General features: G+C 71.7%; 28 protein-coding genes and 3 pseudogenes. 13 read left to right on the top strand and 18 right to left on the bottom strand.

What is annotated here, in order from left to right; translation table 11 throughout:
• Positions 1–105 precede the first annotated feature (105 nt).
• The 3 genes and pseudogenes from ACFYMC_RS03215 to ACFYMC_RS03205 all read left to right on the top strand — a co-directional run bounded on the left by ACFYMC_RS03215 (position 106) and on the right by ACFYMC_RS03205 (position 1,319).
• On the top strand, positions 106–348 hold the full coding sequence (locus ACFYMC_RS03215; protein WP_388517925.1) for an integrase core domain-containing protein: 243 nt from the start codon (positions 106–108) through the stop codon (positions 346–348).
• A 188-nt stretch (positions 349–536) separates the two neighbouring features.
• Positions 537–638, top strand: a pseudogene (locus tag ACFYMC_RS03210) (IS5/IS1182 family transposase); the annotation flags it as partial.
• 51 nt (positions 639–689) lie between these two features.
• Positions 690–1,319, top strand: a complete 630-nt coding sequence (locus ACFYMC_RS03205; RefSeq protein WP_388517966.1) for a class I SAM-dependent methyltransferase — start codon at positions 690–692, stop codon at positions 1,317–1,319.
• 55 nt (positions 1,320–1,374) lie between these two features.
• Here the strand turns inward: ACFYMC_RS03205 and ACFYMC_RS03200 are convergent.
• A pseudogene (locus ACFYMC_RS03200) lies at positions 1,375–1,641 on the bottom strand (transposase); the annotation flags it as partial.
• Between the two features lie 281 nt (positions 1,642–1,922).
• Between ACFYMC_RS03200 and ACFYMC_RS03195 the strand changes: the two are divergent.
• Positions 1,923–2,387, top strand: a complete 465-nt coding sequence (locus tag ACFYMC_RS03195; protein ID WP_388517922.1) for a hypothetical protein — start codon at positions 1,923–1,925, stop codon at positions 2,385–2,387.
• 90 nt (positions 2,388–2,477) lie between these two features.
• Positions 2,478–2,888 (top strand): hypothetical protein, encoded by a 411-nt coding sequence (locus ACFYMC_RS03190; protein WP_388517919.1) that lies wholly within the window; start codon positions 2,478–2,480, stop codon positions 2,886–2,888.
• Between the two features lie 227 nt (positions 2,889–3,115).
• On the opposite strand, the gene ACFYMC_RS03185 is transcribed toward ACFYMC_RS03190, so the two are convergent.
• From ACFYMC_RS03185 to ACFYMC_RS03170, 4 genes are all read right to left on the bottom strand, one after another.
• Positions 3,116–3,583, bottom strand: coding sequence for a DUF6166 domain-containing protein (locus tag ACFYMC_RS03185; RefSeq protein WP_388517917.1), 468 nt, complete (start codon positions 3,581–3,583; stop codon positions 3,116–3,118).
• A gap of 81 nt (positions 3,584–3,664) precedes the next feature.
• The gene (mihF, locus tag ACFYMC_RS03180) at positions 3,665–3,979 is read right to left on the bottom strand and encodes an integration host factor, actinobacterial type (protein ID WP_388517914.1); all 315 of its coding nucleotides are present in this window, start codon (positions 3,977–3,979) and stop codon (positions 3,665–3,667) included.
• A gap of 114 nt (positions 3,980–4,093) precedes the next feature.
• Positions 4,094–5,101: a recombinase family protein gene (locus ACFYMC_RS03175; protein ID WP_388517911.1), complete on the bottom strand. Its 1,008-nt coding sequence runs from the start codon at positions 5,099–5,101 to the stop codon at positions 4,094–4,096.
• Between the two features lie 190 nt (positions 5,102–5,291).
• Positions 5,292–6,104: a 3'-5' exonuclease gene (locus ACFYMC_RS03170; RefSeq protein WP_388517908.1), complete on the bottom strand. Its 813-nt coding sequence runs from the start codon at positions 6,102–6,104 to the stop codon at positions 5,292–5,294.
• Positions 6,105–6,212: 108 nt separating this feature from the next.
• On the opposite strand from ACFYMC_RS03170, the gene ACFYMC_RS03165 reads away from it, so the two are divergent.
• Together ACFYMC_RS03165 and ACFYMC_RS03160 are read left to right on the top strand one after the other, a co-directional pair.
• On the top strand, positions 6,213–6,425 hold the full coding sequence (locus tag ACFYMC_RS03165; RefSeq protein WP_388517906.1) for a helix-turn-helix domain-containing protein: 213 nt from the start codon (positions 6,213–6,215) through the stop codon (positions 6,423–6,425).
• Positions 6,426–6,453: 28 nt separating this feature from the next.
• Complete coding sequence (locus ACFYMC_RS03160) at positions 6,454–6,909, top strand: hypothetical protein (protein WP_388517904.1); 456 nt, start codon at positions 6,454–6,456, stop codon at positions 6,907–6,909.
• Between the two features lie 569 nt (positions 6,910–7,478).
• On the opposite strand, the gene ACFYMC_RS03155 is transcribed toward ACFYMC_RS03160, so the two are convergent.
• The 7 genes from ACFYMC_RS03155 to ACFYMC_RS03125 all read right to left on the bottom strand — a co-directional run bounded on the left by ACFYMC_RS03155 (position 7,479) and on the right by ACFYMC_RS03125 (position 13,625).
• Positions 7,479–8,336 carry a hypothetical protein gene (locus ACFYMC_RS03155; protein WP_388517901.1) on the bottom strand — a complete coding sequence of 286 codons (858 nt, stop codon included), beginning with the start codon at positions 8,334–8,336 and terminating at the stop codon, positions 7,479–7,481.
• Complete coding sequence (locus ACFYMC_RS03150; protein ID WP_388517898.1) at positions 8,323–8,676, bottom strand: hypothetical protein; 354 nt, start codon at positions 8,674–8,676, stop codon at positions 8,323–8,325. Before ACFYMC_RS03150 ends, ACFYMC_RS03155 begins: the two co-directional genes overlap by 14 nt.
• 73 nt (positions 8,677–8,749) lie before the next feature.
• Entirely contained in the window at positions 8,750–9,760 is a 1,011-nt protein-coding gene (locus tag ACFYMC_RS03145; RefSeq protein ID WP_388517895.1) for an NAD(P)H-dependent glycerol-3-phosphate dehydrogenase, read from the bottom strand.
• On the bottom strand, positions 9,757–10,656 hold the full coding sequence (locus ACFYMC_RS03140; RefSeq protein WP_388517893.1) for a class I SAM-dependent methyltransferase: 900 nt from the start codon (positions 10,654–10,656) through the stop codon (positions 9,757–9,759). The genes ACFYMC_RS03145 and ACFYMC_RS03140 overlap by 4 nt, the downstream gene beginning before the upstream one ends.
• On the bottom strand, positions 10,653–11,801 hold the full coding sequence (locus tag ACFYMC_RS03135) for a YcaO-like family protein (protein WP_388517890.1): 1,149 nt from the start codon (positions 11,799–11,801) through the stop codon (positions 10,653–10,655). The genes ACFYMC_RS03140 and ACFYMC_RS03135 overlap by 4 nt, the downstream gene beginning before the upstream one ends.
• A complete protein-coding gene (locus ACFYMC_RS03130; RefSeq protein ID WP_388517887.1) occupies positions 11,788–13,044 on the bottom strand; it encodes a TfuA-like protein in 1,257 nt (418 codons plus the stop codon). Before ACFYMC_RS03130 ends, ACFYMC_RS03135 begins: the two co-directional genes overlap by 14 nt.
• A 350-nt stretch (positions 13,045–13,394) precedes the next feature.
• Positions 13,395–13,625, bottom strand: coding sequence for a hypothetical protein (locus tag ACFYMC_RS03125; RefSeq protein WP_388517884.1), 231 nt, complete (start codon positions 13,623–13,625; stop codon positions 13,395–13,397).
• An 87-nt stretch (positions 13,626–13,712) separates the two neighbouring features.
• On the opposite strand from ACFYMC_RS03125, the gene ACFYMC_RS03120 reads away from it, so the two are divergent.
• Together ACFYMC_RS03120 and ACFYMC_RS03115 are read left to right on the top strand one after the other, a co-directional pair.
• Positions 13,713–14,474, top strand: coding sequence for a helix-turn-helix domain-containing protein (locus ACFYMC_RS03120; RefSeq protein WP_388517881.1), 762 nt, complete (start codon positions 13,713–13,715; stop codon positions 14,472–14,474).
• Complete coding sequence (locus ACFYMC_RS03115; protein ID WP_388517878.1) at positions 14,471–14,803, top strand: PCC domain-containing protein; 333 nt, start codon at positions 14,471–14,473, stop codon at positions 14,801–14,803. The genes ACFYMC_RS03120 and ACFYMC_RS03115 overlap by 4 nt, the downstream gene beginning before the upstream one ends.
• Positions 14,804–14,985: 182 nt before the next feature.
• On the opposite strand, the gene ACFYMC_RS03110 is transcribed toward ACFYMC_RS03115, so the two are convergent.
• From ACFYMC_RS03110 to ACFYMC_RS03100, 3 genes and pseudogenes are all read right to left on the bottom strand, one after another.
• A complete protein-coding gene (locus tag ACFYMC_RS03110) occupies positions 14,986–16,173 on the bottom strand; it encodes a zinc-ribbon domain-containing protein (protein WP_388517875.1) in 1,188 nt (395 codons plus the stop codon).
• A gap of 49 nt (positions 16,174–16,222) precedes the next feature.
• Positions 16,223–16,744 carry a putative phosphothreonine lyase domain-containg protein gene (locus ACFYMC_RS03105; protein ID WP_388517873.1) on the bottom strand — a complete coding sequence of 174 codons (522 nt, stop codon included), beginning with the start codon at positions 16,742–16,744 and terminating at the stop codon, positions 16,223–16,225.
• Positions 16,745–16,749: 5 nt separating this feature from the next.
• A pseudogene (locus ACFYMC_RS03100) lies at positions 16,750–18,444 on the bottom strand (Tn3 family transposase); the annotation flags it as partial.
• Positions 18,445–18,598: 154 nt separating this feature from the next.
• Here ACFYMC_RS03100 and ACFYMC_RS03095 point away from each other — a divergent pair.
• Positions 18,599–19,177, top strand: a complete 579-nt coding sequence (locus tag ACFYMC_RS03095) for a DUF6245 family protein (RefSeq protein WP_388517870.1) — start codon at positions 18,599–18,601, stop codon at positions 19,175–19,177.
• A gap of 78 nt (positions 19,178–19,255) precedes the next feature.
• Here the strand turns inward: ACFYMC_RS03095 and ACFYMC_RS03090 are convergent, their stop codons facing one another.
• The 3 genes from ACFYMC_RS03090 to ACFYMC_RS03080 form a co-directional block, all read right to left on the bottom strand.
• Positions 19,256–20,140 (bottom strand): recombinase family protein, encoded by an 885-nt coding sequence (locus tag ACFYMC_RS03090; protein ID WP_388517867.1) that lies wholly within the window; start codon positions 20,138–20,140, stop codon positions 19,256–19,258.
• Between the two features lie 163 nt (positions 20,141–20,303).
• Positions 20,304–20,594, bottom strand: coding sequence for a DUF6087 family protein (locus tag ACFYMC_RS03085; protein ID WP_388517864.1), 291 nt, complete (start codon positions 20,592–20,594; stop codon positions 20,304–20,306).
• Between the two features lie 13 nt (positions 20,595–20,607).
• Entirely contained in the window at positions 20,608–21,972 is a 1,365-nt protein-coding gene (locus ACFYMC_RS03080) for a Tat pathway signal protein (protein WP_388517861.1), read from the bottom strand.
• Positions 21,973–22,126: 154 nt separating this feature from the next.
• On the opposite strand from ACFYMC_RS03080, the gene ACFYMC_RS03075 reads away from it, so the two are divergent.
• The 3 genes from ACFYMC_RS03075 to tgmC are packed head-to-tail and all read left to right on the top strand — an operon-like array spanning position 22,127 to position 24,568.
• Entirely contained in the window at positions 22,127–22,393 is a 267-nt protein-coding gene (locus ACFYMC_RS03075) for a putative ATP-grasp-modified RiPP (protein WP_388517858.1), read from the top strand.
• A 4-nt stretch (positions 22,394–22,397) separates the two neighbouring features.
• On the top strand, positions 22,398–23,375 hold the full coding sequence (gene tgmB, locus ACFYMC_RS03070) for an ATP-grasp ribosomal peptide maturase (protein WP_388517856.1): 978 nt from the start codon (positions 22,398–22,400) through the stop codon (positions 23,373–23,375).
• Positions 23,375–24,568 carry an ATP-grasp peptide maturase system methyltransferase gene (gene tgmC, locus ACFYMC_RS03065; RefSeq protein WP_388517854.1) on the top strand — a complete coding sequence of 398 codons (1,194 nt, stop codon included), beginning with the start codon at positions 23,375–23,377 and terminating at the stop codon, positions 24,566–24,568. The genes tgmB and tgmC overlap by 1 nt, the downstream gene beginning before the upstream one ends.
• Positions 24,569–24,697: the final 129 nt, after the last annotated feature.

Genomic DNA, 24,697 nt, shown 5'->3' with positions numbered 1-24,697 from the left:
TACCCATGTTGCTCTTCTTGCTCACTACCTGTGACTGCTTCCTCCGGGACTATCCGTCCCAGTATCAGGCTGTCCAGGTCACAGGGGGAGCCTCAAGAGTTGGGGATGCGGCAAAGTTGCGGGCGCACCGGATCATGCTTCGACAACGCCGCCGCGGAGAGTTTCTGGGCCCTGCTCAAGGAGGAGATCGGCACCCGGACCTGGCCCGACCGAGCCACCGCCCGCGCCGAGGTCTTCACCTTCATCGAGACCTTCTACAACCGCCGCCGCCTGCGCAAACACAAGACCTTCGGCTACCTCACCCCGGCCGAGACCAGACAGCGGCATCAACACGCCCTCGCGGCATAACCATCGAGTGTCCAAGATCACGGGGAAACTTCAGGGGTGTCATTGCACCGGCTTACACGTTGCCCTAGGTCACCCGCTTGGGTGACAGCGTGACAGGTGTGACAGACCCCCTATGTTTCAGCCTGTCCGTTGTCAGCGAAGCTAAGGGTTGTCCCGTAACTGCTGGTCACGGGTGAGATGATCTTGGTGTGGCTGGTGTGATCACGGCGTCGGAGCCGTCATGGATAGCCCCGTTCACCGGGCTGAGCCCGCGGCAGTTCGGGAAGCTGGTGACCGTGCTTCGGCGCGAGGCACGTGGCCGGAGAAGCTGCGAACGTGCGCGGATGCTAGCTTCCTTCCCCGTGACGGAGTACCAGGACGAGTCCAGGGCGGCCTACGACGAGGTCGTCGAACTGTATGCGTCGCTGTTCGCTAATCGATTGGAGACGCAGCCGTTCTCGCGGAACATGATCGGCACCTTCGCCGAGCTGGTGCGCGGGACGGGGAACCCGCGGGCAGCGGACGTTGGGTGCGGTCCTGGACATCTAACGGCCATGCTGCACGACCTGGGGCTGGACGCCTTCGGGCTCGACCTCTCCCCGGGCATGGTCGACCACGCCCGGCGGGCCCATCCTGCGCTGCGGTTCGATGAGGCGCGGATGGAGGATCTGCCGGTCGAGGACGGCGCGCTCGGCGGCGTACTGGCCCACTACTCGGTGATCCATACCCCGCCTGAAGAATTGCCCGCGCTGCTCGCCGAGCAGGTGCGTGTCCTGGCACCGGGCGGCCTGCTGCTGGTCTCGTTTTTCGCGACCGACGGACCGGAGCCGGTCCGCTTCAACCACAAGGTGACGCCCGCCTATAGCTGGCCGGCGGACCGGTTCGCCGAGTCGCTGGCCGAGGCCGGGCTCGCCACGTTCGCCCGGCTGCTCCACGACCCGGCCTCCGAGCGGGGTTTCCTCGACGCCCACTTGCTGGCCCGCCGCCACTAGAGCGTGCCCCGGGGTCTTTGGGCGGCAGCGCCTATTGATCAGAAACTCATGGTGTTCACTCGTCAATGACGTAGCAGACGTGCCGGCCGCCGAAGTATCCGCGCACGATGCCAGGTTGGCGTTGTCTGCGGTGGAAGAACCGCCGGGTCTCGGCGGCGAGTTCGGTCTGGTTCCTGGCCCGGTGGGTGTGAGGCAGGCTGCGTTTGAGGTCGGCGTTGACCAGCTCGTCCGGGTTCAGCTCGGGTGAGTACGAAGGCAGGAAGTGCAGCTCGACCTGGTCCTCGTGGTCGGCGAGCCAGGCACGGACGGCCTTCGAGCGGTGGGCCGAGTGCGGCCTTGGGGAACATCGGTACAGCGGTTGGCGCTGAGATTGATCATGGTTCTGAGCTGAGGGTTCTCCGACCTCTTGCGCCCCGCCAAGGTGAGCCTGAAAGCCACCACGGGATGATCTTGGAGTGCCCGCGCTCGCCGCAACCGTGGACCGCGGCGGCGGTCTTGGGGGAGGCCGCTGGGGGCCCACCTTGGGGAACATCGGTACAGCGGTTAACGCTAAGCAGTGGATCTTGGCGAACCGGGCTGCTCGCTGCCGGTAGGTTCGCCGTCATGGTGTCGTACGCGAAGGACGAGCGGTGCGTGGCGCTGGCGAAGGTGCTGGTGCCGCTTCTGGAACGCAGCGGGCCCGAAGGCGCCGGCGGCTACGGCGGGACGTTCCAGGTGCACGTGCCGAACGAGACCGCCGAGCAGCTGGGCGGCCTGGATCTGATCCGGGCCGCGCTGCGGAAGGCGGCGCGCGAGCTCGACTGGAAGTTCGGAACCTACGGGTTCGGCGGTGGCCAGGGTTCGACGACGCTCATCGGCATCCACGACAAGCGTGAGATCCCGGAGCCGTACGCGCAGGTCGTCCAGGAACACCGGCAGCGGCAGATGCGGGCCGCGGTCGAGCGCGTGTCCGCGAGGTACTCGGATCTGGCGGACACGGCGCCGTCGGGTCCGCCGTTGCGCGGGACACCAGTGGTGCAGACGAAGGAGTTCCTCGCGGCCGTCACCGACCGGGGACTGGTGAAGTAGCGCAGCCAAAAGGGGCAATGGGATGACCTTGGCCGAGCGAACTGGGCAGGTTGGCGTACGGAAGCAGTCCCGAGTGCCAGGAGCGCCACCGTGACCGAGTCGTACACCAGCAGCCCGATCGATGACCTGTGGCAGGCAAGGGCCCTGGAGGCTCTGAACCGGGCGGTGGTCAGCAACTCCGTGCCGGACGGCCGCCGCAGTTTGGCGGTGGAGGTGGTGACCGTCTTGATGAAGGCGGGGCTGCCGATCTCGGATCTCCACGCCGACGCCTTCGAGGACCGGTGCGGGGCGGCCCTGTCGGTCGTACCCGGGCCCGCCGGGTTTCAGGTGTTGTGGCGGCAGCATCCGCACATGGAGAACCGGGCCGACGACGTGTGGCGCGCCCAGCAGACCGCCATGCACCAGGCTCTGCGCGCGATCTTTCAGGCGCAAGGTTTCTGGCTGAAGGACGATCAGCCCGCTGGGGAAGCGCCGGTCGTCATCGCGCGGACCCGGCCCTGACGGACGCGGTGCCCGCGCCGGCAGGCCGGACGGTCTCCAGCTTTGGGGAACGTCGGTACAGCCGGGGAGGCCCTGTTCTCGTATAGCTACGGCCAGGTGGCGAGTAGCACTGAATAGTCGTGGTGACCTGCTGTGATGCGTGCAGGTCCCATTCAGAGGCGGATGGCAGCGAGGACCCCCGGCGATCAGGCTTGATGGCCGGGGTCCTCGTGTGCGGAGCGTGTCTTTCAGGTGTCGGTGTCCGTACGCGTGGGGAGGTCGCGCAGCGCGGTGGGGAGGTCGGTGATGCCGTGCTGGAGGTACCAGGCACGGGACCAGCGCAGGATGACGCCGCGGCGGAGCCGCCACTCGTCGCAGAGCTGGGACAGGACGTCGTCGCAGAAGTCTTCGCGGAGTTGGATGAGGGTCTGGTCCTCGGGATGGGCGATGAAGGCGATGCCGCATGCGGCCGGGTCGCCGAGGTCGAGGGCATCGGCGAGGAGTGCGGCGGCGGTGTGGCTGGTGCCAGTGCCGTCGTAGCCCCAGCCGAAGCCGCCGCTGTCTTCCGGCTCGGGCAGTTCCCGCAGCACCTTCACGTTCTCGCGCTGGGTGGGTCCGAACTCGGGCTTCTCGACCAGGAGCCGGGCGGGCTGCCATCCGTCCTCGTTGCTGCCGGCTCCCTGGATGCCGTGGTACGTACGGTCCTCGTACGCCATCGTCGTTCCCTCCCGTTGATCGTCGCGGCGGATCGCTCCCACCCTGCCGGAGCCAGGCCCGCCCCGACAGGGTGTCGCTGGTCAGGCCGCTGGCGTGAACAGTTCGAGCAGGCGTTCCTTCTGCCGGGGCCCGAGGCCCTGAACGCGGCGGTTCTCGGAGATGCCGAGCTCGTCCAGGAGTTGGGCGGCGCGGACCTTGCCGATGCCCGGGAGCGACTCCAGCAGGCGGCGGACGAACACCTTGCCGACCACGGCGTCCTCACGGACGAGCACGTCCTTCAAGGACACCTTGCCGTTCTTGAGCTGGGCGAGGATCTCGCCGCGCTCCTTGCGGACGGCGGCGGCCTTCTTCAGCGCCTCGGCGCGGGCCTCGGCGGTCAGTGTGGGCAGAGCCATCGGGTACCTCTTCTCATACGGCGTTGCGGCGGCCATCATCGCCTCGCCGCAGAGCGGTTGACCAGCGTGTTTACGGAGTTCTGCCCTCGGGCCGCAGGACGGGGAGGGAGTTCGTCACCGGGCGGGCTCCGGCTGGCCGGCGGTGCGCGGGCCGGGCAGTTCGCCGGCGGTGAGGGCGGCGAAGTCGGCGTGGGCCGCCTCGACGGCTTCGGGGTACGCCTCGCGCTTGGCGTGCTCGGCGAGCGCCCGGTAGATGCTGGCCACCGAGGGACTCTGTCCCTTGCGCTTGCCGGTGGGGATGATCAGGTCGGGCTGGATCTGCTCGACGGACTCGCCGCCCGCGCGGCGGCGGAGCACGGTGTGGAGCATGTCGTCGGTGATGACCGGCGGACGGCCGCCGTGCTTGCCCTTGCGGGCCGCGGTGTCGAGCCCCTCCAACGTGGACTCGCGGATGTTCTCCCGCTCGGTCTCTGCCATCGCCGCGAAGAACGCGAACAGCAGCTTGCCGGGGCCGGTGGGGTCGTAGATGCCGGGCAGGGGGCCGGCGAGCATCTCCAGGACCAGGCCGTGGGCGGTGAGGTGGTCGGCGAGCGCGGTGAGTTCGGCGGCGTCGCGGCCGAGGCGCTTCATCTCGTACACGGTGAAGATGACGCGGCAGTGCGGGGCGTGGGCCTTGACCTCCCGCGCCGTCCGCAGCGCTTCCTCGAACTTGGGCCGTACCCGGACGCGGGTGCTGATCTTCTCGCTGAAGATCTTGTCCCTCGGGATGCCGTGCCCCGCGAGCGCGTCGAGCTGGGAGTCGAGTTCCTGCCCGAGGGTCGAGCAGCGGGCGTACCCGATGCGGATGTCCGCGCTCGGCAGGTCCGGGTCGACCGGCGCCGGCGGCGGGGTGCCCGGCCGCCACGGCCGGCCCGGGCCGCGGTCGGCCGGGGTCGGCACCCGCAGCGCCTTCTTCAGCCGGGGCACCAGGGTGAAGCGGCGGGTGTGGTAGGCGGAGGCGACCGCGCCGCCGCGCGAGCGGCACGGCGAGCCGGGCTGCGCGTCACACTTCGGACAGGCGTGCTGTTCGACGTCGTCGGCGTCCGACCGGTCGGTTGGCGAGGGCTGCTGAGGGTCCGTCATGGGCCCGAATTTTCGCACAATGCAAGTCTCAGAAGGGGGTCCGTCCCGCTTTCGAGTGAGAACGGGTTCTGAGAACCGATCGGGGCTCGGCGGGGGTTCGGCGGCCGGTTGTTGATCTTGCTCGCGCAAAGGAACGTTTGTGAGAGTGACCGCGCGTGCGGCTCTGGCCCTTGCTCGCGGTCGGGGAAGATCACCAGGGTGAAGTGGATGGTGTCGCGGCCATCTGTTCGAGCTTCGCAATGAGGAGCCGCGCGTCGGCGACCGCGTCGTGCGGGCCGCCGAGCGGCTGGTTGCGGTAGGCGCCGCGCTTGACCGACCACAGTCCGCGCCACACCGCGTACGGCACCATCGCGTCCTCCCACCGCACCCGCCCCAGCCACGCGTCCACCGCCGCGGCGTCGCCGTGGTGGTGGCGGTGGAGCTCACGCTCGATGACGCCGCGGTCGAAGTCCATCTTGTAGGCGACCGCGACCCTGCCATGGAAGACGTCGGTGAGGCGCGGCAGCAGCTCGCCGAAGGCCGGGGCCTGGTCGAGGCGGTCCGGGGTGATGCCGTGCACGGCGACGGCCGCCGGCTCCAGGGCGGCGTTCGGCTGCACGTACTCGTTGAAGACCACGGCGCCCGCGCGGTCGACAGCGGCGATCTGCACCGCGTACGCGTTCTCCAGCCCGGTCGTCTCCACGTCGATGGCCAGCAGCGTCTCGTCCGCGAGGAGGCGGCGGGCCCAGGCGGCGACCTGCTCGCGCTCACGGGTCCACGACGCCGGGCGCCGCAGGGCACGGATCGCGTCGTCCAGGTCGCGGTGGGCCTCCCGCGTTCCCTGGATCTGCCACAGCGGCCGGCCGCCGTCCGCCTCCGCCGTCACGCTCCCGACGTACACCGCCGCCTCGTACACCGCCCACACCGGGCGGTCGGTGTCCGCGGGCCGTACGAACTGCACCGGCTGTTCGTCGACGTCGCGGACGAACAGGTCCTCCCACTGGCTCGGGTCCGTGATCGTCACCAGCCGCCCCCTTCTGCTCGTCCGAGCACCTGCGCCGAACCGGTGGCCGCGGCCACCGCCTCACGCGATCATGGCAGCGTCCGCCGCCTTCCAGGGAGGAATCCGCCCATGTCGAACAAGTCCAAGGCCCGCCGGCTCGCGCCCGGCCCGGACCGCGACAAGCTCGCCGCTGACCTGAAGAAGAAGTACGACTCCGGGACGAGCATCCGGGCCCTGGCGCAGGAGACGGGCCGCTCGTACGGCGGCGTGCACCGGCTGCTCGCGGACGCCGGGGTCACCTTCCGTTCCCGGGGCGGAGACCGGCGCAGCGCCGAGTCCTGACCACGGGGGCCGGGCGTACGGTGGGGATATGGCGAGGTGGGAGCCGAGCTACTTCCAGGCCCAGGACATCGCGGTCCGGCGCCTGGTCTCCGCGCACCCCGACGAGTACCTCCACCTCCTCGACGAGGCGAAGGCCGACCTGCCGGCCGAGCCCTGCGAACAGTGCGCGTACCTGGGCGCCGCGGCCCTGGAGCTGGCCGACCTCCTCGGCCACGACTTGCAGGGCCACCTCGTGCACCGCGCCCTGTGGTCGCACCAGATCCGCAGCGTGGCGGCCCTGCTCGCCGCCCTCGACGGCGACCTGGGCCTCTACTACCTGCACGGCGATGGGCTGGGGACCGGCGGCCTGGAGCGCGTCCACGACCGGGTGCGCCAGCTGGAGCGGGACCGGCCCGCGCCGGGGACCCGGGGCCCCTCGCGAATCCCCGTCGACGCGGGGCCGCCCTCTGCCGTCGGTGTGCAAACGTCCAGGTCACGGGCTTGACGGTTGCCCACTCGACCGGACCGGTGGCAGACCCGACGTCGTGGTCTCCGTCATGAGGTGCGGGCGTTGGTGCTGGTCAGCGGCCTGTGACGGGGTTCTGGGGTGCTGTCCGGCGTAACGGCTTCGCGTACCCCCTCGGCCCGGGCGGCGGGCCCGGAAAGCCGCCTGCCGGCACGATTCGCGGTCGTAGATCTTGTCCTTGCGGTACGGGTGCCCCAGCGCGAAGCGGCGCCCGCACACCGGGCAGCGTACGACCTGCTCGGGCTCCTCGCCCCACAGGAACGCCAGCCCGATGGCGAAGGCTTCCCGCTGGTGACGGAGCCACCTGCGATGCGCCGCCCGGCACGCGCGGTCGCAGAACCGCTTGTCGCTGCGGGAGCCCTCCGGCAGCGGCTTCGAGCACATGACGTACGCGCACCGGCGTATTCGCCCGGCCATGGCTTCACGGTACGTCCGGCTTCCCGGTGGTGACGGCGGCGGCCGGGGCGGACCCCGGCACCGACGTGCACGGTTCCCGCCGGCCCCCGGTCCTCGGGCCTGGTGTCGGCTGCGGAGGTCCGGGGGAAGGGTCAGGCGACGAAGGCCACGTAGGTGCCGGTGGTGAGGCCGGAGAAGGTGATGAGCTGCCGGGGCTTGAGGCAGCTGAACGTGGCGTGCATCGTGATGCCGGCGGCGACGGCGTACGGCATCGTCTGCGGGATGAGGAGCGCGATGGGCAGCGCGAGCTCCGCCGCGATGACGGTGGCCGCGAGCAGGCGCCAGATGCGGATGTCGCGGTCGGTGAGGCTGCCCAGGTGGCGGCGGACGAAGGCGGGGACGGCGTACTGGCCGCGGCGGTGCGGGAGCTGGTTCCTGACCTGGGTGTAGGTGTGGACCCACTGGGCGAGGTAGAGGCCGGTGCGGAACTGGTCGCTGCGGAGCTTCTGCCAGGCGCTGTTCCAGTAGATGTCCGTGGTGATCAGCACGAGGAGGCACAGGGCCCACGTGTTCGCGGCGCTCGGAGCGTGCTCGATGGTCAGCCCGTTGCCGAGGTTCCCGGCGACGAGGAGGCAGGAGCCGGTCAGGAGGGTGTAGCGCACGGCGTTGGGGCTCTTGAGGTAGAGCAGTTCCATGGCGGCGCCGGCCAGGACCACCAGCAGCGCGAGGCGGGGGGCGATGCCGAGCGCCAGGGCGAGTGCGGCGGTCGTACGGATGAGCAGCGCGGGCCGGTAGACGCTGGCGAGGAGCCGGGCCTGGCGGGGGCCGAAGCGCTGTTCGGCGAGGTGGAGGCTGAGGGAGCCCGGGACGAGGCGGTCCCATCCTCCCTGGCCGAGGGCGAGGGCGAACCGGGCGGTGAGCACGGTGCCGAAGATGATCCGGAAGAGCTGGAGCCGGCCGGGGTCGGTGGGGTGGGTGAAGCCGGAGGTGAGCGCGTCAACCAACCACACGGCTGTTCACCACCTTCACGGGCTGCTCGCCGCGGGCGGACAGGACGCGGCCGGTGCCGTCGATGCGGTCGTACCGGCCGCTGGCGGTGAGGTGGTCGAGGATCGCCTGGAGCTGGGGCGGGCCGAGGATGAAGGAGCCGGGCGAGAGGTGGTCGTAGACGTTGACCTGCTCGGCGTGGCCGTCCTTGGTGCCGGTGAGCGTGACGATAGTGAAGGTGGCCCGGCAGAACATCTTCCACCGCAGCCAGCGGCCAGGCAAAGGGGTGAAGCCGGTGATCATCCACGCCACGAGGGCGAGGGTGATCACGATCTGGGCAGCGGGCAGCACGGATTCGCGCATGGGTGAGGACCTCCGTGTCGGGAGGGTGAAGGCGAGGTGCGGCAAGCCCCGGGGGGCCGGGGCGCCGCGGGGGTCAGCGCTCGGGCTTGGGGGGCCGCTGCATCAGCGCGGCCGCGGCCTGGTCGAGCGTGACCTTCTCGTGCAGCAGGGCGGAGACGATCTCGGTGATCGGCATCTCGACGTCGTGGGCGCCGGCCAGGGCGAGGATCGCCTCGGCGCTCTTGACGCCCTCGGTGGTCTGCCGGGTCGCCGCGGTCGCCTCGGCCATGGTCATGCCGTGGCCGAGGTGGGTGCCGAAGGTGCGGTTGCGGGAGAGTGGCGAGGAGCAGGTGGCGACCAGGTCGCCCAGGCCGGCGAGCCCGGCGAGGGTGGCCGGGTGGGCGCCCATCGCGGTGGCCAGCCGGGTGGTCTCGGCAAGGCCGCGGGTGATGAGCATGGCCTGGGAGTTGTGTCCCATGCCCATGCCGGAGGCGATGCCGACCGCGAGGGCGATGACGTTCTTGACCGCGCCGCCGAGCTCGCATCCGGTGACGTCGGTGGAGGTGTAGGGCCGGAAGTAGGGGGTGTGGCATGCGCGCTGGACGCGGTGGGCGGCGTCCTCGTCGGGGCAGGCGATGGTGGCGGCGGCGGGCTGGCCGGCCATGATCTCCCCGGCCAGGTTCGGGCCGGACAGCACCGCGACCCGGTATGCGGGGATGCCGGTCACCTCGGTGATGACCTGGCTCGCCCGCAGCCCGCTGCCGATCTCGATGCCCTTCATCAGCGACACGATCACGGTCTTGGGGCCGATGTGCGGGGCCCAGGCCGCGAGGCTGGTGCGCAGGGACTGCGCGGGGATGGACAGCACGAGGAAGTCCGCGCCGTCCAGCGCGGCGGCCGGATCGGTGGTCGCCGTCACCGTGTGGGGCAGCTCGACGTCCGGGAAGTACCCGGGGTTGCGGTGCGTGGTGTTGATCGCGTCGGCGATCTCGGCGCGCCGGGCGTGCATGATCACGCTGGTGCCCGCGTCGGCCATGATCTTGCCCACGGCGGTGCCCCAGGAACCAGCCGAGAACACCGCCGTACGGGCGTGGTGCTGGTTCACTGCGGGGTCTCCTTGCTGGACGCGGGCCTGTCGCCGGGGTGGCGGTCGGGCGCGGCCATCCTATCGGCCGGACCCGCTCCGGCCGGGGTGCTCGGGGGGCGCCGCAGCGTCAGCAGGACAGCTCGCCTGCCGCGGAGCTTGGGGAGCATCCGGTGCGCCTCGCGGAGCATGTTCTGGGCCGGTGCCTCGCCCAGCTCGCGCCGCAGCTGGTCGGAGTGGGCGATCCACAGCTGGTAGAGCCGCTCCCACATCGCAGCCTCGCCGGGCCGCTCGTCGAGGTGTTCCTGCGTCAGGCCGGCGGCGGCGACCTGCTCGTGCCACGCCGGTTCCGCGCCACGGCGGAGTGCGCGGGTGACGACCAGCCGGCCGCCGGGGGCCAGGACGCGGCCGAGCTCGCGCAGCGCCGCCGCGCGGTCGGCCGCACCGCCCAGGGCGTCCACGCACACGATGCCGTGGGCGGATCCGCCGGGCAGGCCGGTGTGCTCCAGCTCCCCGACGTGGAAGACGGCGCGGTCGGCGGCGGGGCCGAGGAAGTGGGCGCGGCGGGCGGTGGCCTGGGCGGCGGCGACGGGTGAGAGGTCGAACCCGGCCAGGCGGACGGCGAGGGCGCGGGCCAGCCACAGGCCGATGCCGCCGGCGCCGCATCCGGCGTCCACGAGGAGCTGGCCCGGGCGCAGTCGCAGCCGCGCGGTCAGCAGCCCCAGCAGGGGCCAGTCGCAGGAGCTGGAGGCGGCGACCTCGGCCGGGTAGTCCTCGCCCATCGCCTGGGCGTACAGGCTGGCGACCAGGTTGGTGCGGGCACGGGCGGCGTGGAAGGCGTCGTACTGGGCCGAGCGCCCTTGCGCGGGCGCGGGCGGCGCCGAGGTCGGAGTCGGGGCCGGGGTGGTGGGGTTCATCGGGGCATTGACCTTCTGATCCGGGACCGGGTGCCGGGGCAGACGACCTGCACGGCGTGGACGGGACAGCCGGGGGCGGACAGGTCCAGCGCCACCGGCTCGTGGGCGGTGATGTGCTGGACGCGGCGGACGATGTCCTGGGCCTGGTCGGCGAAGCCGCCGGCGGCCGGGGTGAAGCAGGCCGCCGCCTCCGGCCATGGCGTGAGCCCCGCGGTCTGGGCGGGGCGGAAGGGCGAGGTGTCGAAGCTGCCGGGATCGGCGGGGAGGTCGTCGCGGGTTCCGGCGATGGCGGCGAGGCGGGACTGCGCGGCCTCGGTCACCGCCCGCGTGAGCGCGATGTCCGGGTGGCTGTGGCAGCCGCCGCCGGCGAAGACGACCGGGTAGTCCTCCGACCACAGATACGCGACGCACACCGGCAGCCCGTACGGGCCGCCGACCAGGGCGATCTCCAGCGCCATGCCCGCAGCCGCGAGCCGGGCGATCACCTCCCGGCCGAGCGGGTCGTCAACCGTGCGGGGGTCGATCAGCGTGCGCCGCCGTCCGCCCGACTGCGCGTCCCGGTACAGCACGTCGCGCTCCACCACCTCGAACAGGGCGTGCAGCAGCGCCTCGTCGCGGGTGTTGCCGCACGCCAGTCCGGTGCTGGTCGCGCGCCACACGTCCGGGGTCCAGGCAGGGCGCTGGTCGCGGCGGCGGACCAGGTCGATGGGCAGCAGCGCCTTCGCCCCGCTCAGCAGGCCGGTGCCGGCCGCCCACTCACACACCACCCGGGCAAGGGCGTCCTGGGGGTACGCGGCGATGGTCGGCAGCGCGGACAGGGGGCAGTCGGGGGCGACCTCGGCGGCCGGGCCGTGGGCGGCGACGGGCAGGGGCTGTTCGACGTGCCACAGCTCGATCGCCTCCATCACCGCCGACAGCTTCGCCAGCAGCACGGTGGCGCCCTTGCCCTGCGACGTCGACAAGGTCTTCGACGCGGGCCGGATCGCCGTCCACACCGGCAGTCCGATCACGTCCAGGCCGGTCAGGTCCGCGACCCGGGTGATACCGAACTCCTCAAGGCGCCCGGCCACCGCCGCCCACGTCTCCTCGGGCGTCCGGGCCCGTACGGTTCCCGGCAGCGTCACCAGCTCGTCAACGCCCGCCATGGGCCGCCTCCGTCCTCTTCTCGGTCTCTTCCAGGAACCCGGGCACCAGCCGCTTGGCCGCGTCCACCGCGCTCGCCGCCCGGACCAGTCCCCGCGCGGACGCCTCCGCGTCGACCTCCTCCTCCGGGCAGCGCCACACCCGCAGCAGGAGATCGCGGGCCACCTCGTCGCGGACCGCCGCCGTCGAGAACCCGGGCCGGCTGCGGCGGGCCCAGGCGAGGGCATCGGCGTACCGGGCGACCGCGCACCGGTCGTCGGCGGTCTCGCCGGCCAGCAGCAGCGCCACGGTCTGCTCGTCGCGCAGATCGGGCCTCGGGTGGAACACCCGGTCGGCGGTCAGATCCCCGCCGCACGCACGGGCCAGGCGCTCGGCGAGCGGCAGCCCGGGCCCACCGTCGGCGGGAAGCCGGGAGAGGTGTTCGAGGTAGGCCGCCCACCTCTCGCGGAATCCGGGATCGAACACCTGCTGGTAGATCACGCGGTCCTCGGTGGACAGCTCCAGGCCGTCCACACGCTCGCGCACGGCGGCGTTGGACCAGCGGCGGAAGTAGGCCGTCTCCCACCCCGGCACCACGGCGGCCTCGTCCGTCGCCGCCGTGGTGCCGGCGAGCGCGGTCTGTACGGCGTCGAGCGCGTCCGTGCGCTTGAGGTCGCCGAAGTGCCGGTCCTGCTCACGCTGCCCGGCCAACCAGTCGGCGAACTCCGTCTCGCCCTGGCGGCGGCACACGGCCCGTACGGCGGCCCAGGTGCGCTGCGGGTAGTACACCGCGCGCAGCGACTCCAGAAGCCCGGCGGCCCGATCGTCGTTGAGCACGCCGGTCGAGACGGCAAGGCCCAACACGTACCGGAGGTTGACCAGCGGCCAGGTCAGCGCGCCGAACTCCCCGTCCGGGGCCTGCCCGACCGCCACCTCGTCGTCGCCGTCGATCTCCCCCGAGACGTAGGCGGAGTAGACGCTGCCGACGCCGAGCATCCCGTACGGCGCCAGTTCGGCCGCCCGCAGCGCGCCGATGCTCGCCGCCCCGATCACCCGGACTCCCCTGCCCATCGCGGCCAGGATCTCCTTGTGCCGCAGCGCCGGCGCCTGGTGATACACGCCGTCGACGAGGACCACCGTGTCGCCGCCGCCGATCGCGGTGTCAAACAGGTCGCCGTGCCGCGCCGGCGGAAGCACCCGCAGGCCCGGCGAGGCGAGTAACGGCTCCGACGCCGGCAGCGTCGGCCCGACGTACACGTGAATCACTGCACCTCCAGGGTGAAGCGCGAGGGGCGCCCCTCCCCGGCCCCACAAGGGGCACACGAGACGGGAGGGGCGCCCAGGTCAGGACGCGGACGGGCGTGGAGGACTACTCCTCGTCCTCCACGTCGACCGCGACCACGACGGGCCCGGTGACCTCGTCGGTCTCGTGGGCCGACGCCGGGGTGCTGACGGCGGCGATACCGGACTTGGACTGCGCCATGGGACGGCTCCTTCTCTGCGGATTCCGGGTGCGGGACGGCTTCCCGCATCCAGTGGTGCTACGGGCCCGGGGGCAGCTCGCCCGCCGAGGACCCGCCTGCCCGCCCCTGGCCGGGGCGGGAAGCTGATGGGGTTCAGCCCTGGGTGAGGGTGCGGTGGTCGGCGACGATCCACTCCGTGCCGCCGCCCTCGGGGCGCAGGAAGACCGCGCACTTGGTGACGCGCCGGGTGGAGGGGTCTTCCCACTCGCCGATGAACTGCACGATGCCCCGGCGGCCGTGGCCGCCCTCGTCGACGGCCGCGGTGCCCTCGGTGAGCCATTCGGGCAGCTTCCGGTGGGAGACGGGCCGGTGTGCGGTGTTCATGACGCAACCTCCATCGGTCGGGCTCCCGCAAGGGTGAACCGTCCCGACACCGTCACGGAGGGGCATCTTGGGGGGCATCATGGGCCCATGCCGATCGGACAACTGATCCGTGATCTGCGATTACTCAAGACCTGGTCCCAAGTCCAGCTCGCCGAGCAGCTGGCCATTTGCGCAGGTGACCCCACTGGGGCGCCGGGCCGGGACGCGGTCAAGCGGTGGGAGAGCGGGAAGGTCATCCCCGGCAGGTACTGGATCGGGCACCTGTCCCACGTGTTGGGCGTCCCTGTCGGGCAGTTGGAGGCGGAGGCTAGGCTCGATCGCGTGAACCGACGAGCCTTCCTGGGACTGTCCGCCCTGGCCGTCACGCACGGCGCGCTCGCCACCGAGATGGCGGCCAGCATCGCCGGGAGCGACCCGGTCCCCCTGGCCCGCGTCCAGACCACGCACGGCGCGGACATCGTCACCGCGTCCATGGCGGACAAGGCATCCACCGCGCACCTGCGCCGATGGATGCTGAACGGCGACGTACCGATCCTGCGCGTCAACGCCGCGGGCATCCTCGCCAAGCTCCCCGGGCAGGGCCAGGCCGACCAGGTCGCCCGCGTCCTGGCCCACGACGAGGAGGTCCGCCACCTCTACATGACGGCCGTGACCTCCCGCGTGTGCGCCGTGGACTGGACGACCGCCGGCCGGATCGTCTCCCAGCCCGCCGCGTACGGCCACCGCGCGGACTTCCTCGCCACCCGCTTCGCGCGGGAGGCCCTCAACCCCCGGGACTCTGGCGCCCGCTGGTGCTCCTCGGTCATGCTGCGGGAGCTGAGCCCCATGATCGGACGGAGTCCCGCATGATCGTCTTTGAAGTCCCCGCCGGCGAGCTCGTCGACGAGCTGAACCGCCAGGCCGCCGAGGCCGGTATCACCGACGCGGCGATCGTCTCCCTGATCGGGGCCGCCGACTCCTTCACCGTCTCGACCATGCCCGAAGGCGACGCGCTCAAGGACACCATCACCAAGTACGACCTGCCCGGCGAGATGACGGGCACCGGCGAGATCCGCAACGGCTTCGCCCACATCCACGTCGTCATGGGCGTCGAAGGCGACCGCGCCATCGCCGGGCACCTCCACGAGGCGCACATCGGCACCCACTTCGCCCGCGCCTACGTCATCCCCGTCAGTTGACCAGCCCTCGCGCCGGGGCGTCCGCGTACGGCCCGTGAGACGGCCCGTACGCGCCGGGGCCCGGCGCGTTCACCGCACCCACTCGTACTCGTCGTCCTCCCCGCCGGCGTCCCGGTCGTCGTCGCTCAGCAGGTCGTTCACCTCGTCCTCAGTGAGGACGTCGCGCGCATCGTCCATGCCGCTCAGGATGCCCCGGCCGACGGCTGGGCGTCGCACACGCCGCGTACGGCCTCGCGCAGGTCGAGGACCATCACGCCGTCGGTCTTGTCGATGCCTCCTTCGCCGAAGCGGACCCACAGCGGGAACGCGCCGGCGTCGCGGGCGAAGGCGAGCTTCTGCGCGGACGCGGGGTTGGGGCGGGAGTCGAGCTCGATGACGAGGCCCGGCGACAGCGGCGAGCAGATCACCACGTCCGCCCGCCCGTAGCGGCCCTTGCCGTCGGGGACCAGCGGCAGCCGCAGTTCCCGGTAGGCGCGGCAGTTCGGCCCCAGAACGGTCCGGGCGAAGTCCAGGACTGCCCCGGTCAGCGCCTTGGTGATCTGCGGGGTGCTCGGCGGGCCGTAGCCGTCCGCCCGGTTCTGCGCGACCTGGGCGGCGGCGTCGTCGGTCCACCGCTGGAGGTAGTCGGCCAGGATCAGGGCGATGTCCTGGAGGTCTTGTTCGGCTACGGGCCGCGGGCCGCGGCCGGTGAGGACGTGCAGCCAGCCCTCCGCCCAGTGGGCCTGGTTGAGGATCCGCAGCACCCCGTCGGTGGCCGCGGCCCGGCCGGCCTTCTCCTTGGTCGGCGTCAGCCGGGCGGCCATCTCGGTGACCGAGGCCAGGACCTCGTCCGTACGGCCTTCCTTGCCCATCTTCTCCTCGGCGGCGATGGCGCCCTGGAGGTGCTTGGCCGCCCACCACCGCCATTCCGCCGCCAGCGGCGCGGGCATGTCCGCGGGCAGGACGACCGTGTCCAGCAGCTTGCCCGCCCGGCCGGCCGCCGCCTTCGCGGCGGCGGACAACTCCTTCTTCAGGCGCGGCTCATTCTCCTGCCACCAGCGGCTCTGGCAGTCCCAGCACCGCCCCCGCTTCTTGGCCGCCGACTCCGGGGTGACCTTCACCGTGTGCCCGCAGTCGGGATAGGTGTAGGACACCCGGTAGCCGACGCACTCCCGGCAGGCCGCGACGTCGCCGTTCTTCCACTTCGGCAGCGTGGTACGGGTGGAGATGGTCTCCTCCCACTCGTGGCCGGCCGCACACCGCCACCACACCGCGACCTGCATCTTCGGCGTCGCCTTCTGCGGCGTCAGCCCTCCGTTGCGCTCCTGCAACCACATCGCGGCGACCTGCGGATACGCCTCGGCCAGCGACACACCTAACGAACGCGCCACACCCGTTCCCCTCCCAGCTCACGGCCAGACCCTCCCCGGCCCGGTACCTTCACCCGGTGAACGATCCCGACGGCCCCGAGGCGACGCCACCGGGCGCGGCGGCCGACTCGGCGTCCATCTCCCGGCCGACCGACCACCGCGGTGCCTCGATGGTGACGGTGCCCGGCGGGGAGTACCAGTACAGAGCCCCACGCCCGTACAGGCCCCGGGCCGTGTCGCAGTCCCGCTTGTAGTCGATCCAGCCGCTCACGCCGAGCTCGCGCAGCACGGTGAGGATGCGCCGCAGGTCGTCGAGGTCGCGGTAGTCGCGGGTGTAGACGCAGGCGCGGGTGAAGTCCTTCAGCACCTTCGCGCCGAAGCCGAGGTAGCCCTCGATCGTGGCGCCCCGGATGCGCTCCCACAGCTCGGTGTCGATGCCCTTGGGCATCCACTTGCCCGTGACCCGGTTGCCGAACTCGTCCAGGCCCTCGTCGACGTCGTCGGGGGCACGGACCCGGTCGGTCCACCCCGGCCCCTTCGGGGGCGGCAGGCCGGCCCGGCTCGGGGGCTCGTCAGCGGTCGGCGAGGGCATCGGCTTCAGTCCTCCGCTCCGTCGTCATCCTCGTCGTCGTCCAGCCCGGCCGCGTCCGGGTCGCGCAGCGGGCGCAGCCCGCCGGCCGGGACGGAGGCGGTGAAGCTGTAGCGGCCGAGCACGTTGAGGTTCTTGTGCTTCAGCGGCGACAGCCGGGCGATGTCCTCGTCGCGGATCTCGTGGCCCTCGGCGCGGAGCTGGGCGACGGCGGCGTCGATGTAGCGGGTCGTCCAGAGGACCACGGCGTTCAGGACCAGGCCGAGCGAGCCGAGCTGGTCCTCCATGCCGTCCCGGTACGCCTGGTGGATGGTGCCGCGCTTGCCGTGGCACACGTCCCGGGCGAGCTTGTGGCGGGACTCCTGCACGGTGAGCTGCCGGTTCATCTGCCGTCGGTAGGTGTCGTCGACCGGGTCGACCACGGCCAGCAGGTGCAGGGTCCTGGCGATCCGCCCGTACTCGGCGAACGCCTGCCCCAGCGGGGTCGGGCGGCCCTCGCGGCCGAACATCCGCAGCAGGTCGTACGCGCGGACCTGGTTGGTGACCAGGGAGCCGGCCACCCGCAGCATGTCCGGCCAGTGCGCGATCACCTTGTTCAGGTTGACCCGGTTGCGGGCGATGTCCTCCAGCGGCCCGTACGACCCCGTCTCCACCCCGGGCATGGTCGCGCGCCAGAACCGCTGGTCGTCCAGGTCACGGAACCGCGGGCTGAAGTTGTAGCCGAGGATCTTGAACAGGCCGAAGACCATGTCGGAGTAGGAGGCGTTGTCGGTCGCCACCATCTCCGGCTTCACCCCGCCGTCGAGGTTCAGCAGCGCGTCCAGGATGTGCAGGGAGTCGCGCGGGGTACCCGGGACGACCATCTGCCCGATGCCCGCGACCTGGTCATTCACGGCGTTGAGCCAGGTAATGCCCCTTTTGAACCCGAAGTACTTCGGGGAGGGTGCGGCGTTGATCGTGCGGACGGAGACGACGAACCGCAGGCCGTCCACCGACGCCAGCAGCCCGTCGCCCCAGTACCTCACGATCGGCACCTCGGCCTGGGCGGCGATCAGCGCGGCGTTCGCCGCGGCGATGGTGTCGGCACGCAGGTAGTACTGGTCGACGTGGACCAGCCGGGAGCGGGTCAGGGCCTCGACGCCCGGGTTGGTCACCGGGGTCAGGCCGATGTTGCACGCCTCCGACACCAGCAGCGCGACCAGCGACGTGGTGAGGTCCTTCATGCGGGTGGTGCCGTCGCCCAGGTGCACGAAGGCGTCCAGGAACCCGGTCCAGGAGTTCACCTCGAACAGCAGGTCCGGCAGGTCGACCTTCGGCAGCATCTTCTCGACCCGCCGCCGCAGCCACCGCAGGCTCTTGGGCTCGCCCAGCGCGCCGAGCGCGTCCACGTTCAGCTTCGCCCGCCCGTTCGGCTGGACCTCGATGGAGACCTTCGCGTCCTTCCCGGCCTCCTCCAGACGCTCCGCCATCAGCTTCCACGCCGCGTCCAGCGCCGTCACCAGCGCGGCCAGGTGCTCCTCGACCGGCATGTCCAGGCTCAGGCCCGCCAGGACGTCCTCGCACACGGCGTCCCACTCCTTGCCGTCCAGCAGCCTCGCCCGCGGGTCGGACCAGCGGTGCGAGGGGGAGGCGAACACGTCCCGGCGCTGAAGGGCGCGGTGCAGCTGCTCCAGCACGCACACCACGTACGCGTCCCGGTCTACCGACCCCGCCGGCAGGGCAGGGTTGGCGTACACGGGGTATCGCCGAGATACGGGTCAAAGGGGCAATGAGTTGATCTTGGGGCCCTGAGCGCCTCTGGGGGGAGGGTTCTGGCTTCGCCGTACGGAGGGTTCGCTGCGTCGATAGCCTGCCGGGATGAGTGAGCAGATGGGGCGGGGCGAGGCTCCGGCGACGGTGGAGCAGGTTGCCGCGGCGATGGCCGCGCTGGGGCTGTACGACGGGGAGAACACCCCGAGCGAGCACGCCGAGGAGGCGGCCCGGCTCGGCGGGACGGACGCGTACCGGGTGCGGATGGTCAACGCGCTGCTCGGCGTGGTCCAGGCCGAGGCGGCGATGGCCGACGCGGTGAAGCTGAACGACGAACACCGGCACGCGGCGTGGGAGGAACAGCTCAAGGCCGCTGGGGCCGTGCTGGATGATCCGGTACGGCGGCTGGAGTTCATCCGCTGGCAGGTGCTGCGGGCCGGCACTCCGCTGCGGCTGATGGCGCAGAACCGTGAGGTCGGGCCGATCCCGCTCGCCGCCGCGCACGCGGCGACCGGGCTGCACACACTGCTCGGCGTGATCGCCGCCAGCCAGGACGCGGTCGCCACTGGCGACGTGGAGACCCTGGCCTCGCAGGCCGGGCAACTGGAGGCGGCCCGCGAGGCGCTTCAGAACGCGATGGACAACACCGACGTGCTGCTGAACATGCTCAAGTCGGTGGGCCTGTAGGCCCGCAGGTCCTACGCTGAGCAGAGCCGTCCTGGTGGCTTCCCCCGTGCCACCGGGACGGCTTTCGTGCGTCCGGGATCAGTCCGTGCCGTCGGCCTCGTCGTTCTCGGCGAGGATGCGGTAGACCGTGGCGACCGAGGGCCGCTGGCCCTTGTTCTTGCCCGAGGTGATGACGAGTTTCTGGGCGATCTGCGGCACGGGCACGCCGTTGGCCCGCAGGCTGCGGGCGTAGTCGGCCATGTCGTCGTCGACGACCTTGGGGCGCCCGCCGTGACGGCCGCGCTCGCGGGCGGACGCCTGGCCTTCGAGGGACTTCTCCCGGATGTACTCGCGCTCGGACTCGGCCATGCCGGCGAAGAACGCGAACAGAGCGGCGCCGTGCCCGGACGGGTCGTAGACCCCTTGGAGGGGGCCGGTGAGGAGTTCGAGCTGGATGTCGTGGTGACGCAGGTCCTCGGCAATGGCCAGGAGCTCGGCGGCGCCGCGCCCGAGGCGCTTCATCTCGTGCACCGTGAAGATCACCCGTTGGTGGGGCACGGCCTTCTTGATGGTGCGGGCGAAGTCCATCGCCTTGACGAACTCCGGCCGGACCTTGACGCGCGTGCTGATCTTCTCGGAGAAGACCGGGTCACACCCGGCTTCCGCCAGAGCGTCGAGCTGGCTCTGGAGCTCTTGCTGAGCAGTGCTGCAACGGGCGTACCCCACCCTCGTGGGCTTCGTGGTGGCCTCGGGCACCGCGGCGTCGATGGCCGGGCCCATCTCCCACGCGCGGCCGGGGCCACGGTCGGCGGGGGTGCGAACTTCGAGCTCGGCGCGGAGCTGGGGAACGAGCATGAAACGGGGGGTGTGGTACTTCGGGGCGACTTTGCCGCCGCGGGTGCGGCAGGTGCTTCCGGCGGGCACTTCACATGTGGGGCAGTCGAACTGTTCGACGGCGGCGGCCGGTTCGGCGAGCTCTGGCATGTCGCAGAACCTACCGTGAGGGGCTTTGTGCGAAAGCCGTTCTGCGAGAGGTTATGAGAACGAAGATCAGGGGCAAACCGGACACGGTCCGGCGGGGGCCTCCGGTCTCTCAGAACTACTCATTTCTGCGAGCACGAAGCGTTACGGCTTTCACCAAGGGTGATCATGCGGCCGAGTCGTCTTCGATCTGGAGTTCCTTCACCCACTCCTGGGCCGCCGCGAGGTCGGGGGCGGTGCCCACCACCTCGTACGAGAAGTCGTCCCACTCCTCCAGGACCCGCGGCTCGTCGGGGCGGAGGTGTCCGGCGCCGCCGTGCACCGGCCGGTGTCGGCGGTAGATGTCCATCGGCGGGCGGCGGCGCTTGTTGTACGCGGCGAGCGGGTCGACGGCGTTCACGCGCGGGACGGCGCGGGACGGCTGGTTCGGGGGTCCGGGTCGGCGGTGCTTGCCCATGCGCTCGATGCTCTCAGGCCGCGATCGTCGTCGGGCGGGCGGCGGCGAGTTCCTTCGCCCTCGTGCGTACCTCGTCGACGGCGGTGGTCTTGTAGGGGCGGGCGGCGTCCAGCAGCGTGTTGAGCCGGGAGGCGACGAGGGTGGAGTCGACGCGGGCGGCGTCGTCGAGCGCCTGGTGGGCTGCGGCGGCTCCCTGCTCGGCGTCACCCTCGTCGAGCAGCGCGGCGGCCAGGCCGACGCGGTCCATGACGCGGACGCGGTCGAAGCCGGGCTTCCTCAGCTTCAGCGCGTCCTCGAAGTGGACGCTCGCGGCTCGCCTGCCCCGGTCGAGACCGGTGAGGTCGCGGGCGGAGACCGCGCGGGCACCGGCGTGCTCGGCCGCGTCGAAGTACGCGACCCACGCCGGTACGCCGCCGAGGCCGTCGGCCAGGAGCTCGTCGGCGGCGCCGAGGTGCGTCTCGGCCGCTCGCTCGTCGCCGAGGGCGGCGTGGACCCGCCCGGTCTGTGAGGCGACCAGGGCCTTCGTCGCGGGCAGCGCGGCCTTCTTGGCGGCGACCCCGAGGAGTCCGAGGGCGTCCTGGGGGTGTCCGAGGTAGATCATCTGGTGGGACATGCGGGTGACGATCTCCACCCCGCGGTCGCGCTGCCCGGCTTCACCTGCGGCGTACGTGCCATAGCTCCACAGGCGTTGGGCGATGCCGTAACGGCCGGCGTCATGGCTGACCCACCCCGCGAGCGCTGCCAGGTCCGCGGTCGCCGCGAACACCCGGGCCTTCAGCTTGGGTGGGACGCCGTCCTGGATACGGCGGGCGACCTCGTCGAGCTGGGCGACGATCGCCGAGCGGTACAGGGCGCCGCCCTTGGAGGCGTCGGCCTTGGTGAAGAAGGCGGTGACCTCTTCGAGGGCGGTGACGGTGTCGGCGTCGAAGCCCTTGCGGTCGTGGTTCAGCGCGCGGGCGGTGCCGCCGAGCATCCGTTCTGCGGCGAGGATCAGCGGGGCGCCGAGGGCGAGCTTGAGGGTGTCGCGGCGGTTCATGAAGTCCATCTGCGTCCATCCGGCCAGGGCCTGGGCGGCTGCTTCGGTCAGCAGCGGGAGCTGGATGCTATCCAGCACCACGCCGGTGCCCGTCAGGCCGAGATCACCGGGAGTGAGCGGCTGGCCAACCGCTTCCGAGATGACGTCGGCGAGCAGGGCGGGGACTGGTGGGCGGGGCTTCTCGCCGTCGATCCAGCGGCGGATACGGGTCGCGTCCGGCGCGATCTGCCGGTGACCTCGGGCTTTGCCCGCCACGGCGATCCGCCGGGCGATCTCACCATGGGACAGGCCCGTCGCCGCGATCCACAGCGCCAGGTGCGGGTTGCCGGATCTGCTGGACATTGCTGCCTCGCCCTCCCCGCTCGCGTATACGGAGCGTGGCATTTCCGCCACGGTTCGCGACCCCTACGGTACTGGTCAGGGCCGGTGCCGGGCACCGATTCTTCTCAGGCGGCAGCCGCCCGGCTGACGCTTGGTACAGGGGAAGGGATTTCGCATGGCGACGCTTGCACCCCAGGTTCCGTGGGCGATGCGGCTGGTCACCGACCGGCTGCCGGTCGGCCCGCCGTCGTACGCGGCGGTGACGCTGGACGCGTCCACGCAGACCGCCCGCTACACCGACACGGCCGGCCAGGTCGTTCAGATGGGCAAGCACGGCACGTCGAGGACGACCGGCACCGCGTCGATGTCCGGGGGCGGGGACGGGCAGAACCCGCAGCCGCAGACGCAGGACGACCACACCACCGACTACGAGTCGGACTGAGTCGATGGCCTCCACCGTCCTGGTCGTCACCGCGCTGGAAGACGTCACCGCGGACTGGGTCATCGCCGCGCTGAACGAGCGTGAGGTGCCCGTCGTACGCGTCGATCCCGCCGACATCGGGCCCGCCCTGACCTTCGGGTTCCGCATCGGCGCGGACAGCCCGGCGTGGGGCGGGCGGCTGCGTACGGCGAGCCGGGAGGTGGAGCTCGGGGAGGTGGCGGCGGTGTACTACCGCCGCCCCACCCCGTACGCCGCCCGGTACGGGCACCTGCCCCAGCAGCAGCGCGAGTTCGCCGCCGCCGAGGCGAGGCACGGGCTCGGCGGCGTCCTGAACCACCTGCACGGCGCGCTGTACGTCAACCACCCGGCTGCGGTGACGGCCGCCGACTTCAAGCCCGCCCAGCTCCAGCGGTTCGCCGAGCTCGGGCTTCAGATCCCGCCGACCCTGGTCACCAACGACGTCGAGGCGGCACGGAAGTTCACCGCCGACCACGAGCGCGTCATCTACAAGACGTTCCGCGGCCTGCCCCGCTCCGAGGACGGGCACACCGGGGCGATCTGGGCCCAGCGCGTCGATGCGGAGTCCTTCGACGACTCGCTCGCGGTGACCGCGCACCTGTTCCAGGCCGAGGTCGAAAAGACCGGCGACGTGCGGGTGACCGTGGTCGGGAAGAAGGTGTTCGCCCAGCAGATCGCCGCCCCGGACGGCGCCTTGGACTGGCGCCGCGGTGACTGGGATGAGCTGATCCACGCCCCGATCGCCGTCCCGGCCCCCATCGAGGCCGCCCTGCACAGCTACCTGGCGTCGTTCGGCCTGGTCTTCGGTTGCTTCGACTTCGCCCTGACCGGCGACGGCCACGCCCCGGAGCACTGGACCGCGATCGAGTGCAACCCGAACGGCCAGTGGGGCTGGCTCCCGGACGCGCCGGCCATCACGACCGCGTTCGCCGACATCCTCAACCGGAAGGAGGCGGCCACGTGATGCCCGCCGACCTTGAGACCGACTCCGTCCGCCTGCGCGAGACGATGGCGAAGGCCCTCGCCGAGGACGGCGTGCTCGCCGATCCGGCCTGGCGGGAGGCGGTCGAGGCGGTCCCCAGGCACCGGTTCGTGCCCGGCTTCTACCTGCCCGCCGACGAGCGCGACGCCCATGGCCTGACGGTGTGGGAGCCGGTGACCGCCGAGCTCGACTACGGCCGGTGGCTGGCCGCGGCGTACTCCGACACCACGCTGATCACGCAGTTCGACGGCGAGGAACCGGACTGGAAGAACCCGGCCGTGCGGCACGGCGGGGCGCCGACCTCGTCGTCCACGCTGCCGTCTTTGGTCGTACGGATGTGGGCGGACGCCGAGGTCTCCGAGGGGCACACGGTGCTGGAGATCGGCACAGGGACCGGCTACTCGACCGCGCTCGCGTGCGAACGGCTCGGCTCCGCCGACGTCACGTCGATCGAGGTCGACCCCCACCGCCTCGCCCAGGCCGCCGACGCGCTGTACGGCCTGGGCTACACCCCGACCCTGGCGGTGGCGGACGGGCTGTACGGGTACTGGCCCGAGGCGTCCTTCGACCGGATCGTGGCCGCCTGCTCGTTCCGTGCGGTGCCTCCGGCCCTGCTCGCGCAGACCCGGCCGGGCGGGAAGATCCTGCTCACCCTGTCGGGCTGGCTCTACGGATACGCCCGCGTCCTGCTCACGGTCGGCGCCGACGGGACCGCTGAGGGCCATCTGCTCGGCGGCACGGTGTCGTTCATGTCCGCGCGTACGCACGCGGCGCCGGTGTTCGGCAACCCCGCGCACTGGGCCGCGGGCCTTCCCGAGAAGGCCCGTACGACGCCGCACAGCCCGGAGCGGATCAGCGCCGCCACCGAGGAAGCGTTCCACTTGCGGTTCCTCGCCCAGAGCGCCGTGCCCGACGCGCAGATGGTCACCGTGGGCGAGGTGGTGCACCTGGTCGACGCCGTCACCGGCTCCGCCGCCACCCTCGCCCCGTACGACGGCGGTTGGCAGGTTCGGGAAGGCGGGCCGGTGAAGCTGTGGGAGCGGATCGAGCGGGTCCTGGACGCCTACGACGGGGCTGACCGGCCGGGGCCGGAGACCTTCTCTCTGCACGTCTACGACGGCGGGCAGCACCTGCGGCACCCGCAGATGCCCGGCCTGCCCCTGCCCAGGCCCTGAGACGGCCCGTACGCTCCAGGCGCCCGGGCGGGGAGAGTGACGGCCCCCGCTCGGGCGCCTGGCACGTTCACCGCACCCACTCGTACTCGTCGTTCTCCCCTCCGGCGTCGCGGTCGTCGCCGTCGAGCA

The organism is Streptomyces sp. NPDC006879 (assembly GCF_042869595.1).
GTDB lineage: Bacteria > Actinomycetota > Actinomycetes > Streptomycetales > Streptomycetaceae > Streptomyces.
The sequence above is the reverse complement of the archived record's forward strand: the minus strand, read 5'-3'. Positions and strand labels throughout refer to the sequence as shown.